Genomic DNA, 17,639 nt, shown 5'->3' on the forward strand with positions numbered 1-17,639 from the left:
GTGCTCATGCCGAAACCGTCCTCTGTGCCTGGGTTCCGAGTTTTTCGATGCCGAGCGTGATAGTCTGCCCTGGTCTCAGGAAGGCCGGTGGCTTCAGGCCGAGGCCGACGCCCGGCGGCGTTCCGGTCGAAATGACGTCGCCGGGTTCGAGTGTCATGAACCGGCTGAGATAGCTGATGAGAAAGGCCACATCGAAGATCATGGTGCGCGTGTTGCCGGTCTGGCGGCGCACGCCGTCGACCTCCAGCCACAGGTCGAGATTTTGTGGATCGGGAATCTCGTCGCGTGTCACGAGCCAGGGACCGATTGGGCCGAAGGTGTCGTGGCTCTTGCCCTTGGTCCATTGGCCGCCGCGTTCCGACTGGAAGGCGCGTTCCGAAACGTCGTTGGCGACGCAATAGCCGGCGACATGATCGAGGGCCTGCTCCCGCGAGACATATTTCGCCCGCGTGCCGATAACGACGGCCAGTTCCACCTCCCAGTCCGTCTTTTCCGAGCCGCGTGGTATCTCGATGTCGTCGTCCGGACCGCAGATGGCGCTCGTGGCTTTCATAAAGACGACCGGTTCGTCGGGCGGTTCCTTGCCGGTTTCACGTGCATGATCGGCGTAGTTCAGTCCGATGCAGATGAATTTCCCGACGGAGCCGACGCAGGCGCCGATCCTTGTTCCAGGTGGGACTTCGGGCAAGGCACTTGGGTCGACCGCGCGAATGCGTTCAATGCATTCGGGAGACAGGAAAGGGCCGGAGATGTCATCGACGATGGATGACAGGTCTCTGAGCGCACCGGTACCGTCGCGCAGCGCCGGGCGTTCCTGCCCGCGTGCGCCAGCTCTCAGCAATTGCATGGGGTTTGTCCTCTCAGTCGTGGTCGGCGGCTCCACCGCGAGGGGATAGGTTCCGCCTTCTGTGCGCACGAGAACGAGGCCCGACTGTGTGTCTGGGGGAGCGGATCAGCACGATAGTACCGTCTCCGTGCTCGTCGCAGAAATCGCCCCAAGCATTTCAGCGAACCACCATCAAACACGTATGGCTTTGCTCCCTGCATCGTTTTCCTCCCGTGCGATGCGGCAGACGATCGAGATGGAGCGCGCCTTTTTATGCGCGACGGTAGCCTTGGAGTTCGCTGTCGGGGATGTCGTCGAAATTAACGACGATATTGTCGGGGGTCCGGCACGTCAGCCAAACCAGTTCGTCGGTCACGCTCATGTTCACCTCGACATGAGGCATGAAGGGCGGGACGAAAACGAAATCACCCTCGTAGAGGTCGACGAACTCTTTGTAGCCCTCGCCGTAATAGATCCGTCCATGTCCCTTGAGGACATAGCCGCCCGTTTCGCATTCGCCGTGATGATGCGGCGGCGAGCGGTGTCCGGGCTCGTTGCTCACCCGGCCGAACCAGATCTTCGTCGCTGGCGTGTGCTGGGGGCTCACGCCGCTGTGGCGCACACAATCCCCGGATTGCGCCGTGCCGGTGTCAAGCGCGGTGGCTCTCGTGACGACGGGAATGCTGCGCTCCGCCATGGTTTCCCCCCTTTTTGGCCATCAAGCTCTTTTCATAATCTCATAATATGAGATTTGATGCTTTTTAGTCGGGATTTTCTGGGCTTGCAACAACAAATGTTGTCGACCATGAGAAGCGAAAGGCATGGGGAGAAGACACATGGGGAAGGAGTCCAGCCTGAACCGGATGCTGAGCGTGCTCGCGGCATTCACCGAGGAAAAGACTTCCATTACGCGGGAGGAGGTGGCGCAACTGACCGGAGGGTCGCGGGCCACGTCCTATCGCTATCTTCAGAATCTTTGCGAGGCGGGACTTCTGTCGTCGGCGAGTGAGAACACATACGTGCCAGGCCCGCGGATCATGGAACTGGACCGGCTCATCAGGCTGCACGATCCTGTTCTTTCGGCCGCGCGCGGACCGATGGTCGAAGCCTCCGAGCGCCTCGGCCTCAACGTGATGCTGTGCAGTTATTTTGGCCGGCGTGTGGTGTGTTCTGAGATCCTCACGCCCGACGGCGACTCGCCGAGCAGCTACGAACGCGGTCGGACGATGCCGCTTTTGCGCGGGGCGATGGCGAAGATCATCATTGCCCATCTGCCGCATCCGCGATTGAAGGCGATTTATGCCGAGAATGCTGAAACATTGAGGGCCGCCGGCGAAGCGGCGGATTGGAGCGGATTTCGCACCGCCATGAACGCGCTGAAGGAAAACGGCTACGCGGTGACATGCGGTGAGGTTTACGAAGGTGTGACCGGCTACGCAGCTCCCGTTTTCGACGCAAACGGTAAGATTTGCGGCAGTATCGTCTTCATGCTCGGCGCCAAGCGGCGAACGGCGAGTGACGAAACGCGAGTAATCTCGGAAATCATCGAGCTCGGTCGACTCATCTCGTCACGACTGGCGGAAAACGCGCGCGGCATGTAGGGACTGTTGCGTTAATGGGTCCGGAGCGGTTCCTTGAGGAGCGGCTCCCTGTCCCGATCTTCAAGCGCCGCCGTTCTCCGCCCGAGATCACTGCCGAGAGCGCCAGGCGAAGTCCGCCTCGCCAACCAACTCTTCGGGCTTGCCGCCAAAGACAGCTTTCGGGCCTGATGTATGGCGATTCCGACGCATTCTTGTCGAGCACGGCGCGACAGAGCCGGATCAACCCCGAGTGCTCTCAGATCCCGGAAGGGAAGGGCGTGCGGCGGATCACGCGAGTTCCCTTGGCGCGAAATCTGATCAAGCGGCGACCGATTCGGCGCCCTTGAGCTGGAGCAGGGTTCTCACCTCGTCGGGCGTCGCCACTCGGTGGCCGAGTTCCTCCACGACCTTGCGGATCTTGCGCACCTGATCCGCATTGCTCATGGCGAGCTTGCCGCGCTCGATCATCAGGTTGTCCTCGAGTCCGACGCGGACGTTGCCACCGAGAATCACGCCCATGGTGCCGAGCGGGAACTGATGCCGGCCGGCGGCGAGGACCGAGAAATGATAATCGTCACCGAGCAGGCGGTCGGCGGTCGTCTTCATGTGCATGATCTGCTCCGGCGCCGGATCGATGCCGCCCAGAACGCCGAGGACGAACTGCAGGAAGATCGGGCCCTTGAGCAATCCCTGCTTCTTGTAGAACGCGACGGTCTGGATATGCCCGACATCGTAGCATTCGAGTTCGAAGCGGACACCCTGCTGTTCGCCGAGATCGCGCAGGATCGATTCGATGTCGCCGAAGGTGTTCTGGAAGACGATATTGCGGGTCGCCTCCAGGAATTTCGGCTCCCAATCGTGACGCCAATTCGTGTAGCGATCGATCATGGGAAACAGCCCGAAATTCATCGAGCCCATGTTGAGAGAGCACATCTCGGGCTTGAGAAGGTGGGCGGCGGCGAGGCGCTGGTCCAGGGTCATGCGCGAGCTGCCGCCGGTGGAAATGTTGAGAACCGCGTGGGTTTCCTTGCGGATGGTCGACAGGATCTCTCGGAAAAGCTCCGGATCGGCTGACGGGATGCCGGTTTGTGGATCGCGCGCGTGAAGATGGATGATCGCCGCGCCCGCTTTTGCTGCGTCGATGGCGTGTCGAGCGATGTCCTGCGGCGTCACCGGAAGATGCGGGCTCATGGTCGGGGTGTGGATGGACCCCGTGACGGCGCAGGTGATGATGACCGGCTTGCTCATGCGGCGGCTCCGTATTCGAGACCCGTCTCCTGCGCGAAGGCATCGAGGCTGTCGGTCAGGACCGCCAGGATCTCGTCGATCTGTTCATCGGTCGTGATGAGGGGCGGGCAGACGAGGAAGTGATCGCCGATGCGTCCCCCGCGGGTGCGGCGGGAATAGATGATCAGGCCGCGGTCATAGGCGAGGTCGACGAGGCGGTTATGGGCGTTGAGTCCAACCGGCAGTGGCTCCATCGTCTCGCGGTTCGCCACGAGCTCGAAGGCGAGAAGGAGGCCCTTGCCACGCACGTCGCCGATGAATTCGTAGCGCTGCATGAGCGCCTGCAACCGCCGGCTCAGCTTATCGCCCTGCACCTGGGCGGCGTCGATGAGACCGAGGCGGTCGATCTCGCCCAGAACCGCAAGACCGGCGGCGCAAGCGAGCGGGTTGCCTGCATAGGTAAAGCCGTGAATGAAGCCGCCGCTGTCGATGACCGCATCAGCGATGCGCCGGTCGGCCACCATGGCGCCGAGCGGCATATAGCCCGCGCCGAAACCCTTGGAGAACGCGATCAGGTCGGGTCTCATGCCCCAATGATCGCAGGCGAGATACTGCCCCGTGCGTCCCGCGCCGCTCATCACCTCGTCAGCGATAAGGAGAATGCCGAACTCGTCGCAGATCCTGCGGATTTCCGCGTAATAGCTATCGGGTGCGACGAGCGCACCGGTCGAAGCGCCGCCCACCGGTTCCATGATGAAGGCAAGGACCGTTTCTGGGCCCTGGCGGAGAATTTCATCGCGCAGGTAGCGCGCATATTTCAGGCCGCGCTCATGATCGCTAAGATCGTCCCGGTCGAGATAGCAGGTCGGAGCCGGGATCTTCGGCATCTCGCGCATCATGGGCGAGAACGGAGCGCTCATGAGCGACATGCCAGTGACGCTAAGTGCCCCGAGGCTCGAACCGTGATAGGAAGGGAAGCGGGAAATCACCTTCCAGCGCGAGGCTTCGCCGATGGCGACCGCGTATTGGCGGGCGAGCTTTAGACAGCTTTCCACCGCCTCCGATCCGCCGGAGACGAAGAAGACACGGTCGAGACCCTGCGGCATCCGCGCGGCGATCTGGCGGGCGAATTCTTCGGCGGGCTCGTTTTCGAAATGCAGGCGGTAGCCGAAGGTGGATTTCTCCATCTGCCGGCGCATGGCTTCGAGCACCGCTGGGTTGGAGTGGCCGATATTGGACACCATCGCGCCGCTGGACCCGTCGAGGTAACGCTTGCCATCCACATCCCACATGTAGACACCCTCGGCACGGTCCAGAAGAGGACGACGCAGCCGCGTCTGGTAAAACAGGTTCGACATTGCGTTCTCTCTTCTGTCCCTTTTCGGCATTCCCTAAGATGGGCTGCCAAGCAAACACCGCTCGACATCAACGCGCAAATAAATAGGATGAACGCATCGCATTCTCTAAAGGAATGATCATCCGTGAAGCAGCGGCGCTCGCAACGGTTCGTCTGGGACATCGACTGGAATTTGCTGCGGACCTTCATGGTCATCGTGCAGGAGAAGGGCATCACCTCGGCCGGGGAGAAGCTGCGCCTGAAGCAGCCAACCATCAGCAACGCGCTGCGCCGTCTGGAGGGGCACTTCGACTGCCGGTTGATCGAACGCCGTCCTGGCATCTTCGAGGTGACCCCAGCAGGCCAGCGTCTCTACGCGGAATGCGTCGCCCTGTTCGATTCCGTGTCCGGCCTGCACACCCTCGTCCACGACCAGCCGGACGAGGTCACGGGCCGGATCGACATGGCCTTCGCAAGTCACGTGGTCTGCCCGCTGCTCGACGATATCCTGGCGGAGTTTCACCGGGATCACCCCCGGGTGACCTTCGCGACGTCCGTTCTGTCGAGCCAGGAGGTGATCACGTCTGTGGCGCGGAAGGACGCCGCCATCGGCGTCTGTCTGCTGCACGAACGCAATCCGAAACTGGAGTTCCAACCGCTCTACCGCGAGAGCTTCGGCTATTTCTGCGGCCGCCAGCACCGCCTGTTCGGCAAAAAGGGGTTGAACGTCGAGGACTTGCGAAGCGAGGCCTATGTCTCGTTCAAGACCGACCAGATGGCGGATGCGTTGTGGCCGATCGCGATGCTGCGCCAGCAGGAAAAGTTCACCGGCCCTATCCTCGGCACCTCCTCGCATCTCGAAGAGGTCAAGCGCCTGATCATCGCCGGGTTCGGCTTCGGCCCCCTTCCGATCCACGTGGTCGAGGACGATGTGCGAAAAGGGTTTTTGTGGCGCCTGCCGCCCTATGAGGAGCCGCCGGAAATCGACGTCTACCTGACGTTCGACCCGCAGGCCCGTCGCACACGGGCGGAAGCGCTGCTTCTCGACAGGCTGCTGACGCAGATCGACGAGACACCCTTGTCCGAGCGCACCTATCCGAGTGATGCGGTGTGAGATCCTTCGGCTCGATCCTCAGTCGCGCTTGAGGCCGACGCGGCGGCCCGCGATTTCGGGCCATCCCAGGGCGTCGGAGGCTCGGCGAAAATCTGTGAGCCTGTCCACGATTTCCGTCGGCAGTGGCGTGGAGCGGCGCTGGTTGAGATCCACGTGGATCGTCACCACTTCGAGGCTCGCGGCGAGGAAATTCTCTTGCGCGTGCTTGATCTGGTGAAACAGGTGGATGCGCTTGGCATCGAAATCGAGGACCCGCGTCTCAATCTCATAGGGCGCTTTCGGGGGAAGCTCGCGGTGGAAGACGGTATGTAGCTCCAAAGCGAAGGTCGAACATCGCTTCGCGTCGCGATAGACCGGATCGATGCCGACGCGATGCAGGAGCGCGACGGAGGCGATGTCAAAAGCCGCCACATAGGCCGCGTTCGTCATGTGACCGTTGAAGTCGACCCATTCGTCGCGCACAGTCTCGCGCACGGAGATCCACGGAGCTGCCATCTTTTTCTTCTTATGCCTTTTCGAGGCCGCACCATTCCGCGGCAAAGAGCGCCAGGACCTCGCCGACGCTGAGAATGCTATCGATGGATACCCACTCGTCGATGCCGTGATAGCTGCCGCCGATGGGGCCATAACAGGTTGCGGGCGTGTCGCCGTAGAGTGCAAGGAAGCGCACATCCGTCGTGGCGGTGGATGCCAACCGTTGCGGCTCGCTCCCGACGGCCTGCCGGTGCGCCGCGGAGAGCACCTGCATGAAGGGCGCGTTCGGATCGATGGTGCAGCCCTCGGCCTGGAAGCCGCGGTAGGAGATCTCGATGCCGATATTAGCGAGACCGGGATGCTTCGCCTTCGTCGCCGCGACATTCGCCTCGATGGCGCTCTTCACGCTCTTCAGTGACGTGCCCGGATAGAAACCGACGCGCACGAGCATGGTTGCGGAGCACGCAACCGTCGAACCCCAGTCTCCGCCTTCGATGCGGCCGAGATTGAAATTGACCGGATGAGGGTTGGTGGTGAATTCTGGGTGCCGGTTTTCCGGCCGGTTCCAATCCTCCTCCAGTTCGCGCAAGCCGTCAAACAGCATGTAGGCAGCGGTGATCGCGCTGACGCCGACGGAGGCCTCCAGCACGTGGGCGGGCTTGCCGAGAATGCGCAGCGTTACCCACATTACCCCGAGCTGGGACGTCATGATCGTCTGCTGGAACGGTTCCGGGATGATCGCCGCATCCGCCCTGTATCCGCGTGCCACGCAGGCGAGCGCGCCGTTGCCGGTGCATTCTTCCTCGATGACCGATTGGAACATTACCGGGGCCGCCGGCGCGTAGCCGAGGTCGCGCAACGCCTCATAGGCAAGGCAATAGGCGACGAGGCCGGATTTCATGTCGCCCGCGCCGCGTCCGTAGAGACGCCCGTTCCGTTCGCTCGGCGAAAAGGCGGGAGTCGTCCACAATTCCGCCTCCCCGGGGGGCACCACATCGATGTGCCCGTTGAAGATGAGAGAGCGCCCCTGAGCGCGCCCTTTCGGAACGTGCCGTGCGATCACGTTGGGGCGATTGGTGTAGTCCTGGTGAACTGGCGGCGAAAAACCGGAGCGATCGCGGATTGCATCGACGTCGACATCGAAGGTCTCGACCGCAAGGCCCATCTCAGTGAAGATTCCGGCCATGATTTCCTGGCCGGCCTGCTCCTTGCCGAGGGTCGTGTCCGCGCTGACGAGACGGTGGAGGCGCTGGAGCGCCTGATCGCGACGGGCTTCAATCGCTGCGCGCAGGTCGCTTCGGAAAGTGTCGTCGACGGGCATCGTGATCGTGACCTCGATATCGGACGCCGGCAGACGCGGCGCTCACCTCTCGACAGAACTTCATTGCGTCTTCCAGTCAAATAGAAACGCCGAATGGCGCGCATTCCCGATGGATCACGGGCGGAATAACGTATCAGGAATGCCGCGCCTCCCGGGTTGCATTCACAAAACCTATCAAACTTATTCCGAATATCTATTTGCGAAATGCTCCCTCGGCCGATCTCTTAGTGCCCTCAATGAAAGGCAGAGTCCGGCTTGTGCTCCGAAAGCCGGAGAGCCAAAACGAGGGCATCGGGGCTGGAGGCTCACAATGTTTAAGTTTTCGTCCCGCGGTTTGGCTATGGGTCTGGCGGTAGCCATCGCGCTCTCGTCCGTCGCCGCGCGCGCCGACGATCTCGCCGATGTGAAGAAGAGCGGCGAGCTGACGGCGGCTATGAGCGGCGCCTATCCGCCCTTCAACTTCGTCGATGCCTCGACGAACCAGGTGGTCGGTTTCGACGTGTCGATCGCCAATGCGCTGGCGCAGAAGCTCGGCGTCAAGGCAAAGACCGTGACGACGGCGTGGGACGGCATCATCGCCGGTCTCCTCGCCAAGAAATACGATTCCATTGTCGGCAGCATGACCATCACGCCCGAGCGCGAAAAGGTCGTCGATTTCGTCGGGCCTTATTATCACGCGGGCCGCGGTGTGTTCGTCACTGAAGGTTCTAATGTCAAGACTCTGACGGATCTTAAGGGCAAGACCGCTGCCGTCACCTTAGGCGAAACCCATGAGAAATGGGCGAAGCAGCAGGATGGCTGGACCGTCAAGACCTACAAGGGTCTGCCGGAGCTTCTTCTGGAGCTGAAATCCGGACGCATCGACGCGATCGTCGCCGACAACGTGGCGGTTCTCGTCGCGGTCAAGAGCAGCGGCGACAAGGTTCGTCAGCTCGAGACGCCGAACATCGAAGGCGGCAGCGTCGGTATCGGGATCGCCATCCGCAAGGGCAATCCCGAGCTTAAAGCGGCGATGCAGAAGGCGCTCGACGACATCATGGCCGACGGCACCTATGAGAAGATCGCCCAGCAGTGGATCGGTCGCGACATCCGCTGATCCCGTCATCGCTCTTGCGGATCCCGGGACCTTGTGGTTCCGGGATCTCCGTTAAACGACTCGTTTCGAGGAGAGGTCAATGGATTTCGGCCTGATGGCGCGCATTTTTCCGTTCTTCCTGGAAGCCGCGCTGGTCACCATTGAATTGTCGCTGCTCTCGCTCGCTCTCGGTCTCACGGTCGCGGCTGTGATCACCATGTTCCGGCTGTCACGCCTACGGACCCTGCGTGCGATCGGCACGCTCTATGTCAGCCTTATGCGCGGCACGCCCTGCCTGATCCAGCTCTTCATTCTGTATTTCGGCGGTCCGCAGATCGGCATCAATCTCAGTCCCTTCGCGGCGGGAGCTATCGGGCTCGGCATGAATATCGGGGCCTACATGGCCGAGGCGATGCGCGGCGCGATACTCGCCGTTGATCGGGGACAGACCGAGGCGGCGCGGGTGCTCGGCTTCAGCCGCTTCGAGACCATGCGGATCGTCGTTCTGCCGCAGGCGGCGAAACTGATGATCCGGCCGCTCGGCGTGAACGCGGTCGCCCTCGTCAAGGGAACCGCGCTCGTCTCCACTATCTCGGTTGTGGACCTTACCTACACCGCACAGCGCTTCATCGGCTCCACCTACAAGCCATTCGAGATTTTCGCCGTCGCCGCAATTCTCTACATGGCGATGATCTATGCCCTGTCGAAGGTGGTCGATTTCCTCGATCGTCGCTACGCCGCTGCGTGACGGAGAGATTTCATGCAGGGTTTGGATTTCAGCGTCGTCTCTTCGTATCTCGACATCATCTGGGTCGGGGTTTGGTGGACCGCCACCATCACTGTCTCCGCATCGCTGGTCAGCGTGCTCGGCGGCATTCTTCTCGCCGTGGCGGTTCTCCATGGACCGTCGGCTCTGCGCTATCCCATGCGCCTGTTCAGCTGGATCTTTATGGGCACACCGCTGCTCTTGCAGCTCTACCTGATCTATTTTGGTTTGGTGCAGATCGGCATCGACATCCCGGCGCTCGCGGCGGGCATCATCGGGCTCGGCCTCCACTTCGCGGTCTACAACGCGGACATTCTCCGCGCCGGCATCACCGCCGTCGACATGGGCCAGACGGAAGGCGCGCGCACGCTCGGCTTCTCGCGCCTGCAGACCCTTCGCTACGTCATCGTTCCGCAGGCGCTTCTGAATACCGCGCCGCCGATTGGGGGCAACCTCATCGCGCTTCTGAAGGAATCGGCTATCGTCTCCGTGATCGGGGTGACCGAACTCGTTCATTCCGCGCAACTCGCCATCAGCGAGACCTACAGGCCGTTCGAGTTCTACGTCATCGCCGCGGTCCTGTACTATGTCCTGAACCTGGCGCTTGAAGGCATCCTGAAAGTGATCGAGACAAGAGTGGAGGCCACCCGATGAACGCGGCCAGCAAGTTCGCGGGCGCTAACGACCGCCCGATGGTGCAGGTCATAGATGCGCACAAATCCTTTGGCGCCTTCGAGATCCTGAAGGGCATCAATCTCTCGGTGAACAAGGGGCAGATCGTAGCTATCATCGGCCCGAGCGGCTCCGGCAAGAGCACACTTCTGCGCTCGATCAATCATCTGGAGGCCCTCAACAAGGGCGAGGTCTGGGTCGACGGCATCCAGGTGAATCGTCCGCTCACCGGGCACGCCTTCGAGCAACACATCAACAGTGTGCGCCAGCGCATGGGCATGGTCTTCCAGCACTTCAATCTGTTCCCGCACATGACCGTCGGCGAGAACGTCACCGTCGGGCCAATCAAGCTCAGGAAGATGCCTGCCGCCCGCGCCCGCGATCTCGCCATGGAGCTTCTCGGAAAGGTCGGGCTTCAGGACAAGTACGACGCCTATCCGTCGCGATTGTCCGGTGGCCAGAAGCAGCGGGTCGCGATTGCGCGGGCGCTTGCCATGGAGCCCTCGGTGATGCTGTTCGACGAGGCGACCTCCGCGCTTGATCCCGAACTCGTCGACGAGGTCAATCTGGTGATGAAGCAACTGGCGAGCGAGCACATGACGATGATTATCGTCACACATGAAATGCGCTTCGCCAGCGAGGTCGCCGACCGGGTCCTCTTCATGGACGGCGGCATCGTCGTCGAGGAAGGGCCGCCGAGCGAGATCTTCAGCAACCCCAGGATGGACCGGACGCGCACCTTCCTCAAGAAACACTTGGCCGGTTGAGACGCGCCGCGCGCCAGACGAATACGACGAACAGGAATTGGTCATGACACGTAACGATTATCCCGATTACGGCCTCACCCATGAGGAACGGCGTCGCGCGGTTCTCGGGCATTATTACGAGCAGCCCGGCATGGACGGCGCCCGCGGAGAAATCTGGTGCTACACCGACCGCTATTCGTACCGTGCCGGGGATGTGCTCACCCTGTTTGTGAGTTCGACGGCGGAACGCTACCGGCTCGAGATCGTTCGCGACGGTGGCGTGGAGACGCCCGTTCTGACGGCGGAGCGCCTAAGCGCGTCATGGCAGGACACACCGGATCAATGCTCAGTCGTCGGCTGCGGCTGGGAGGCCTCGCACGAGATCCGGATTCCCTCCGAGTGGAGCTCGGGGGCCTACCGCATCACCCTGACGGCGGAGGGGCGCGACGGGCGGCTCATCCGCTGCTATCACCTGTTTATCCTGCGCCCCACGATGGGAAAGAAGCCGAAGCGCATTCTCCAGGTCGCTGCCACCGGCACCTGGACCGCCTACAACACCTGGGGTGGCTCCAACCATTATCAGGGGATCACCGGTCTGAAGCGCAATCAATACGCGCCGGTGGTCAGCATCGAGCGGCCCTTCTGCCGCGGCTTCGTTGTGCTGCCTCCCGAGGCGCCGCGCGTGCCTCTCGAGTTCCAGGTTCCTCCCGCCCTGCCGCCACGCTACCCGCACATGGAATGGGCCTACGCCCATGGCTACAGCAAGAAGTACGCCTCCTCCGGCTGGGCGAGCTATGACAGCCATTTCTTCCGCTGGGCGGAGCGCGCGGGCTACGCCATCGACCTCGCCAGCCAGCACGAGCTGCATTTCGAGCCAGAGCTTCTCGACGGTTACGATTGCGTGGTCTTCGTTGGTCACGACGAATACTGGACCTGGGAGATGCGCGACGCGGTCGAGCGCTATGTGAAGATGGGTGGCAAGGTCGGGCGCTTTGCCGGAAACTTCATGTGGCAGACGCGCCTCGAAGACGCGGGCCGCCGTCAGGTCTGCTACAAGTACCGCGCCGCGGAAGACCCCATTCTCAATGGCCGCGACCTGACCCGATTGAGCACGTCGTGGGAAGATGCCCGCGTCGGCCGTCCGGGATCGGAGACCTTCGGCCTCCTTGCGACGCGCGGTCTCTATGTGGGCTGGGGCGGCTGCGCGCCACGCGGGGTGCGTGGGTTCCCGATCTACCGCCCCGAGCACTGGGCCTTCGAGGGAACCGGCATCTACTACGGCGATATCCTCGGGGCGGATTCGCACGTCTTCGGCTATGAGGTGGATGGCCTCGATTATGTGATCGAGGGTGGCTTGCCGCGTCCGGCGGACGGCAGCGGCGCGCCGGAAGGCCTGCAGATCCTCGCGCTCGGCATGTCCTCACTCAAGGAGGAGAGCGCCGACATTCCCGCCGACGATCAGTTCCTCTCCGACGAGGACGCGCGCTTCGTCGCGAGAACGCTGATCGGCAACGACAAGCCCGACGCGGTGGAGAAGGTAAAGCGCGGCGCCGGCATGATAGTCAATTTCCCGATGGGCAAGGGCGAGATTTTCCACGCGGGCAGCTGTGAATGGGTCGCCGGGCTCTTGCGCAAGGACCCCATGGTGGAGAAGGTGACGGCCAACATCATGAACCGCTATCTCGGCGGCCGCTGAACAGGGATGCCATGAGCGTCGAGACGAAGGACATTATCATCCGCGAGATCGCGGCCTCGGACCACGCGGCGGTAGCCGCCATGCTTCGGAAACTCGGGCATCATGTTGGCGCTGAGCCGAAGGTCACGGCGAAGGATCTCGCAGCGTACGGTCCCCTCGGTCACCGCTGCACCGAAATTCTCGTCGCGGAAGCGCAGGGCGCGATCATCGGCATCGCGCTCTACTCCATCGTCTTTTCCGCTTGGCGGGGGCAACCGGGTATCTATGTCTCGGATCTCTTCGTGGAAGATAAAGCGCGCGGTTTGGGTATCGGTACGCGACTGCTGCGCGCTGCCGTCGCGCGGGAAATGCCGCGCGGATGCGCGTATCTAAAGCTCGATGTCGACAAGGACAATGCGGAAGGCCTCTCGTTCTACGAGAAGCGCGGCTTCAAATCGAGCGACCGCGAACGGACCATGGTGCTGGAAAAGGATGGCATGACACGCCTCTGAAGTATCGTCCTCATCGCATTGCGCGTCCGAGGGCAAGGGCGAGCTTTGCCTGGAACTGCGCCCCCATTCTCGGCGTCTTGTCGGAACGGTTAACCGTGTTTGGCGGTGCCCGCGAACTGGCGAAGTCTCGGCGGCGGAAGCAAAGCGTCAAGTCGTCGCCGGAGCCGCTGCCGCGCAAGCGCGTCCAGAAGGTCGCGTGATGGCCTCCTTCAGCCTTGCCATGGGGCGCCGACAACAACCTGAGTCTTTGAGACAGACTCACCTCTTGGATTGGTAGATCAGAGGCGAGCAGCGACACCCGTTACCTCGGCCCACGCATCCCTTGGTTCCCTCGACAGAGGCCAGTTCGACCCTACTCTTTCTAAAAAGCCTAACCAGCGGCGGGAACACCCATGGCCACGAGAAGATCCTTCATGATCGGCGCGACCCTGGCGGCTCCGGCGCTCCTCCGAAAGGCGGTTGCGGCGGAGGGCCTGGGCCTCGATCCGCACCTTCCAGCAGGAACGTTAAGCGAAGCCGCCCTGGAGGCTTTGCCCGGTAAGGTGCCTCTCATCAAGCTGAGCTATCGCCCACCGAACTACGAAACGCCGCTTCGCTATTTCAACGATCTCTTCACGCCCAACGATGCGTTCTTCGTGCGCTATCACCTCTCGGATATCCCGGAGGTCGATCCCAACACCTGGGGTCTGACCATCGGCGGTGATGCAGCGGCAAAGCCATTCGAGTTGACGCTCGATGCTCTCAAGCGGGATTTCGCGCCTATCGAGATCGCAGCGCTCTGCCAGTGTGCGGGCAACCGGCGCGGCCTGTTCGACCCTCATGTGCCTGGCGTCGAATGGGGCTACGGCGCCATGGGCAATGCCCGCTGGAAGGGTGTCCGGCTCAAGGATATCCTTGAGCGCGCGAACCTCGCCAAAGAGACCATCGAGATTTCCTTCCAGGGAACCGATGGGCCGGCCTTCGACAAGACGCCGCACTTCGTCAAGAGCATCCCGATCTGGAAGGCGCTCGATCCCGACACGCTCGTGGCTTACGAGATGAATGGGCAAGCTCTGCCTCACTTCAACGGCGCTCCGGCGCGGATCGTGGTCCCAGGATGGGCTGGAACCTACTGGATGAAGCACGTCACCCGGATCACCGCGCGCTCCACGCCCGAGGATAATTTCTGGATGAAGGCGGCCTATCGCATTCCCACCGGCAAGTTCCCCCTCGTTCAGCGCTTTCTCAGCCAGGAGACGGTCGCCAGTACCCCGATTACCGAAATGGTCGTGAACTCCGTCATCACGGCGCCGGCCGCAGGCGATGCCGTCAGGATGGGCTCGACGCTCACGGTCAAGGGTGTAGCTTGGGATGGCGGCTACGGCATCACTTCAGTCGAGGTCTCGACGGACGAAGGCCAATCCTGGGCGCGGGCGACGCTCGGTCCGGATGTCGGCCGCTACTCGTTCCGGCCCTGGACGTTTCAGGTGAGGGCGACTAGCAAAGGCCCCCTGACACTCATGGCGCGAGCCTCAAATGCGATCGGCCAAACCCAGACCTCGGCCTTGATCCAGAACCCTGCCGGATATCATCACAATCTGATGCATCGCGTCAGCGTCACCGTTGCATGAGGTCCACCATGAGAAAACCGCTTCTGGCAGCACTCGCTCTCGCCGTGTCCACTGCGGCCCACGCCGACGAGACGGTGATCACCCTCAAAAACGCTCCCGGCCGGGATGTGGTGATGAACAACTGCGCCGCCTGCCACAGCCTGGACTACATCCAGATGAACTCCCCCTTTCCCGACCAGAAGGTGTGGGAAGCCGAGGTGACCAAGATGATCAAGGCCTTCGGTGCGCCGATCGATGACGCCGATGCAAAGACGATCATCGACTATCTCAGCCGGAACTACGGGACCGGCGGTCCTACATAGGCCATGTCGAGACCGGGCATCCCCTGATCTTCGAAACCAAGAGGCTATGACGGTTCTGTCGCGAATTCTCGATAGGTATGAGGGCTATTCCCGCCAGTGGTCTCACGCAGCCAGAATGTTGAACTGTTCGGCGAGAGGCTGCCGCCGATTGCAGGCATATTTCGCCTGCTGTTTGCGCATCGGACTGGAACATTGGGCGCGGGAGAGAATGGCGAAATTCGACCCATTTGCCAGCGCGTTGAGGTCTTTATTTCGGGCTGCCAGAGAATGCGGGTTGCCGAAAAGCACCGACATTTCGGGCGCTTGCGGGTATGGCGTCCCTCAGCCGTAAGGACCTCGTGGAACGGGCGCTTGCTCATGGCAACACCGCGCCCTCTACACACTGATCCGGTTCAAGCTAGACGCACCCAATCGACGGCTTCAATCGCATAAGGAGCAAACAGGAAATCGCGGATCGCGACAATCCGGTTATCCTGCCAGTCGAGCAGAACGAAATGCGCGGGCTTTTCCATTGGACCACCGCTGTCGAACACCAGCATCGCCAGGCGCCCTTCGACCGCTCCGAAGACGAAACGCCACTTCGTTTCCTCGGCATACCGGGTAAAGTAACGGCCGATGCTCTCACGGCCCTCGAGCTTGAGCCGGTTCACCAGATCCAGCTTTACATCGTCCGCGAGCATGGCGCGGATTGCATCGAAATCCCCGTTCTGGAACAGGCGGACATAGGCGGCCATCTTCTGTCGGCTGGCATCCGACGTCAGAGGCAGCCGCATATCGTCTGGCTGTTGAGCCAGCTGCCGCAGCGCCACCCGCCCGCGCTGGAGTGCCGATTTGGCCGCGGCCGGTGTGCAATCGGCGATGGCCGCGATCTCTTCGACCGAGTGGCCGAGAACGTCCTTGAGAATCACGGTGCAGCGCTGAAGTTCGGGCAGTTGCAGGAACGTTTGAAAACCGACCACGACAATGTCTGCTTCGGGCATCGGCGCGTCTTCCAGATCTTCGGTGAGCGGAACGACGTTGTTGCGGGAGCGTTGGCGCAGAAAATCCAGGCTCGTATTATGGGCGATGCGGAGCAGCCAGGCTTCGAGATTTTCCGCTACCGTGCCTTCCGCCCGCGCGCGAAGGGCCTTGATCAACGTATCCTGTAGCACGTCCTCCCCATCCACGGCCGAACCGACCATGCGAGCGCAATAGCGGTGCAGCCGTGGCCTGAGCTCCCGCAGGAGCTTCTCGAAGTCATCCGCATTCATGTATCGAGCCTCACCGGTTCTTCTCCCACCGTTAGCCCGTAGGCCATTGGAACGATAGCGCGGGGCGGAGAGAATGTCCGCGCCCGCAAATCCATTCCAGGCATGGTTTGGCCCTCACCGATTGTTGCTGAGAACCGCTTCGCCCAGGATCGAGTCAAAGGTCGCCAGTTCGAGGAGTTGCGGGAAATAGGCCTTCATCCGCGGATCGTTGCGCATGGCCTCGACAGCAGCGGGCGTCTCCCATTCGGAACAGATGACGACGCTGGCCCCGTCCTTCGCGGCGATCAGCCGGCTTGTTTTCCAGCCGCCGAGCGTGCTGACCACGGCTTCGATGTTCCGTTGAAGAAGGGCGATCAGCGCAGCCTGCCTGCCGGGTTCGACCTTCAGCAGATTGATCAGAATGACGGGCTTAATGGTGGTCATTGGAATGTCTCCGTTTCATATGGACACACCAAAGACGAAGCGGGTGGCGGAAACGGATCGCGAAGTGAGGAATTTTTTGACCACGAGCTTTCCAAGGCGAATGCTCGAGGAACAGCAGAGTGTTGACGCTGTTAAGGTCGGGGGCACTCCCGATTGCTCCGTCGGACGGAAGACGCGGCAACGCGGTTTCAAGGAGGGCTATAGCGGGAAAACGGCGGTCAATTGGTTCGCAAGAAGCGCCGAATTGCTAAGTGTGGCGGACCGCGCGAGATTCGAAACTTCGATATCGATACAGTTCAGCTGCCAACGACATCCGGTAATCCAGCCCCAAGAGAGAGCTACAAACGCCTCCAGTGGGTAGTTCATTGATTTTCGGATCGACGCAATCCTCCGCTGAGCCTGCAGACCTTTCAATTTCACAACCGGACTGCAACATTTGGCGCGGGAGAGAAGGGCGAAATTCGACCCATTTGCTAGCGCGTTGAGGCCCTTATTTCAGGCCGCCAGAGAATGCGGTTCGCCGAAAAGCGCCGACATTTCGGCCACTTTCAGAACTAGTTCTAAATCTAAAAACTGAACAATATCAAGAAGTTAGACGGTGGCGGAGGGAGAGGGATTCGAACCCTCGATACGGTTTCCCGTATACACACTTTCCAGGCGTGCGCCTTCAACCACTCGGCCACCCCTCCTGCACAGGCCCTTGGCGGGCCCTATAATCCTGTCTCGGTGG

Annotated in this window: 19 protein-coding genes and 1 tRNA gene; 10 read left to right on the top strand and 10 right to left on the bottom strand. The window is 61.5% G+C overall.

Annotation, left to right across the window (positions count from 1 at the left end):
• Window positions 1–4: 4 nt before the first annotated feature.
• Window positions 5–847 (bottom strand): fumarylacetoacetate hydrolase family protein, encoded by an 843-nt coding sequence (locus tag HB375_RS04810; RefSeq protein WP_167671857.1) that lies wholly within the window; start codon window positions 845–847, stop codon window positions 5–7.
• A 250-nt stretch (window positions 848–1,097) separates the two neighbouring features.
• Window positions 1,098–1,523, bottom strand: a complete 426-nt coding sequence (locus HB375_RS04815; RefSeq protein ID WP_167671858.1) for a cupin domain-containing protein — start codon at window positions 1,521–1,523, stop codon at window positions 1,098–1,100.
• Window positions 1,524–1,662: 139 nt separating this feature from the next.
• Here HB375_RS04815 and HB375_RS04820 point away from each other — a divergent pair, with 139 nt between their 5' ends.
• A complete protein-coding gene (locus HB375_RS04820; RefSeq protein ID WP_167671859.1) occupies window positions 1,663–2,427 on the top strand; it encodes an IclR family transcriptional regulator in 765 nt (254 codons plus the stop codon).
• 297 nt (window positions 2,428–2,724) lie between these two features.
• Here HB375_RS04820 and kce read toward each other — a convergent pair whose 3' ends face one another.
• Window positions 2,725–3,654 (bottom strand): 3,5-dioxohexanoate:acetyl-CoA acetone transferase, encoded by a 930-nt coding sequence (gene kce, locus HB375_RS04825; RefSeq protein WP_167671860.1) that lies wholly within the window; start codon window positions 3,652–3,654, stop codon window positions 2,725–2,727.
• A complete protein-coding gene (locus HB375_RS04830; RefSeq protein ID WP_167671861.1) occupies window positions 3,651–4,991 on the bottom strand; it encodes an aminotransferase family protein in 1,341 nt (446 codons plus the stop codon). Before HB375_RS04830 ends, kce begins: the two co-directional genes overlap by 4 nt.
• Window positions 4,992–5,114: 123 nt before the next feature.
• Here HB375_RS04830 and HB375_RS04835 point away from each other — a divergent pair, with 123 nt between their 5' ends.
• Window positions 5,115–6,083: a LysR substrate-binding domain-containing protein gene (locus HB375_RS04835; RefSeq protein ID WP_167671862.1), complete on the top strand. Its 969-nt coding sequence runs from the start codon at window positions 5,115–5,117 to the stop codon at window positions 6,081–6,083.
• An 18-nt stretch (window positions 6,084–6,101) separates the two neighbouring features.
• Here HB375_RS04835 and HB375_RS04840 read toward each other — a convergent pair whose 3' ends face one another.
• The gene (locus tag HB375_RS04840; protein WP_167671863.1) at window positions 6,102–6,578 is read right to left on the bottom strand and encodes a thioesterase family protein; all 477 of its coding nucleotides are present in this window, start codon (window positions 6,576–6,578) and stop codon (window positions 6,102–6,104) included.
• 10 nt (window positions 6,579–6,588) lie between these two features.
• Window positions 6,589–7,878, bottom strand: coding sequence for an ArgE/DapE family deacylase (locus HB375_RS04845; RefSeq protein WP_167671864.1), 1,290 nt, complete (start codon window positions 7,876–7,878; stop codon window positions 6,589–6,591).
• A gap of 310 nt (window positions 7,879–8,188) precedes the next feature.
• Between HB375_RS04845 and HB375_RS04850 the strand changes: the two genes are divergently transcribed.
• The 8 genes from HB375_RS04850 (at window position 8,189) to HB375_RS04885 (ending at window position 15,236) form a co-directional block, all read left to right on the top strand.
• Window positions 8,189–8,974: a transporter substrate-binding domain-containing protein gene (locus tag HB375_RS04850; RefSeq protein WP_167671865.1), complete on the top strand. Its 786-nt coding sequence runs from the start codon at window positions 8,189–8,191 to the stop codon at window positions 8,972–8,974.
• 79 nt (window positions 8,975–9,053) lie between these two features.
• The gene (locus HB375_RS04855; protein ID WP_167671866.1) at window positions 9,054–9,701 is read left to right on the top strand and encodes an amino acid ABC transporter permease; all 648 of its coding nucleotides are present in this window, start codon (window positions 9,054–9,056) and stop codon (window positions 9,699–9,701) included.
• Window positions 9,702–9,713: 12 nt separating this feature from the next.
• Window positions 9,714–10,373 carry an amino acid ABC transporter permease gene (locus HB375_RS04860; protein WP_167671867.1) on the top strand — a complete coding sequence of 220 codons (660 nt, stop codon included), beginning with the start codon at window positions 9,714–9,716 and terminating at the stop codon, window positions 10,371–10,373.
• Between the two features lie 38 nt (window positions 10,374–10,411).
• Complete coding sequence (locus tag HB375_RS04865; protein ID WP_167672494.1) at window positions 10,412–11,158, top strand: amino acid ABC transporter ATP-binding protein; 747 nt, start codon at window positions 10,412–10,414, stop codon at window positions 11,156–11,158.
• A gap of 43 nt (window positions 11,159–11,201) precedes the next feature.
• Complete coding sequence (locus tag HB375_RS04870; protein WP_167671868.1) at window positions 11,202–12,833, top strand: N,N-dimethylformamidase beta subunit family domain-containing protein; 1,632 nt, start codon at window positions 11,202–11,204, stop codon at window positions 12,831–12,833.
• An 11-nt stretch (window positions 12,834–12,844) separates the two neighbouring features.
• The gene (locus tag HB375_RS04875) at window positions 12,845–13,324 is read left to right on the top strand and encodes a GNAT family N-acetyltransferase (protein ID WP_167671869.1); all 480 of its coding nucleotides are present in this window, start codon (window positions 12,845–12,847) and stop codon (window positions 13,322–13,324) included.
• Between the two features lie 392 nt (window positions 13,325–13,716).
• Window positions 13,717–14,934 (top strand): molybdopterin-dependent oxidoreductase, encoded by a 1,218-nt coding sequence (locus tag HB375_RS04880; protein ID WP_167671870.1) that lies wholly within the window; start codon window positions 13,717–13,719, stop codon window positions 14,932–14,934.
• An 8-nt stretch (window positions 14,935–14,942) separates the two neighbouring features.
• Window positions 14,943–15,236: a c-type cytochrome gene (locus HB375_RS04885; protein ID WP_167671871.1), complete on the top strand. Its 294-nt coding sequence runs from the start codon at window positions 14,943–14,945 to the stop codon at window positions 15,234–15,236.
• A 102-nt stretch (window positions 15,237–15,338) separates the two neighbouring features.
• On the opposite strand, the gene HB375_RS04890 is transcribed toward HB375_RS04885, so the two are convergent.
• The 4 genes from HB375_RS04890 to HB375_RS04905 all read right to left on the bottom strand — a co-directional run bounded on the left by HB375_RS04890 (window position 15,339) and on the right by HB375_RS04905 (window position 17,598).
• The gene (locus tag HB375_RS04890) at window positions 15,339–15,530 is read right to left on the bottom strand and encodes a hypothetical protein (protein ID WP_167671872.1); all 192 of its coding nucleotides are present in this window, start codon (window positions 15,528–15,530) and stop codon (window positions 15,339–15,341) included.
• Between the two features lie 98 nt (window positions 15,531–15,628).
• A complete protein-coding gene (locus HB375_RS04895; protein ID WP_167671873.1) occupies window positions 15,629–16,486 on the bottom strand; it encodes a sigma-70 family RNA polymerase sigma factor in 858 nt (285 codons plus the stop codon).
• Window positions 16,487–16,600: 114 nt separating this feature from the next.
• Window positions 16,601–16,909, bottom strand: a complete 309-nt coding sequence (locus HB375_RS04900; protein ID WP_167671874.1) for an antibiotic biosynthesis monooxygenase family protein — start codon at window positions 16,907–16,909, stop codon at window positions 16,601–16,603.
• A 599-nt stretch (window positions 16,910–17,508) separates the two neighbouring features.
• A tRNA-Ser gene (locus tag HB375_RS04905) sits at window positions 17,509–17,598 on the bottom strand.
• Between the last annotated feature and the right edge of the window lie 41 nt (window positions 17,599–17,639).

The organism is Microvirga terricola, assembly GCF_011777495.1.
GTDB classification, from domain to species: domain Bacteria; phylum Pseudomonadota; class Alphaproteobacteria; order Rhizobiales; family Beijerinckiaceae; genus Microvirga; species Microvirga terricola.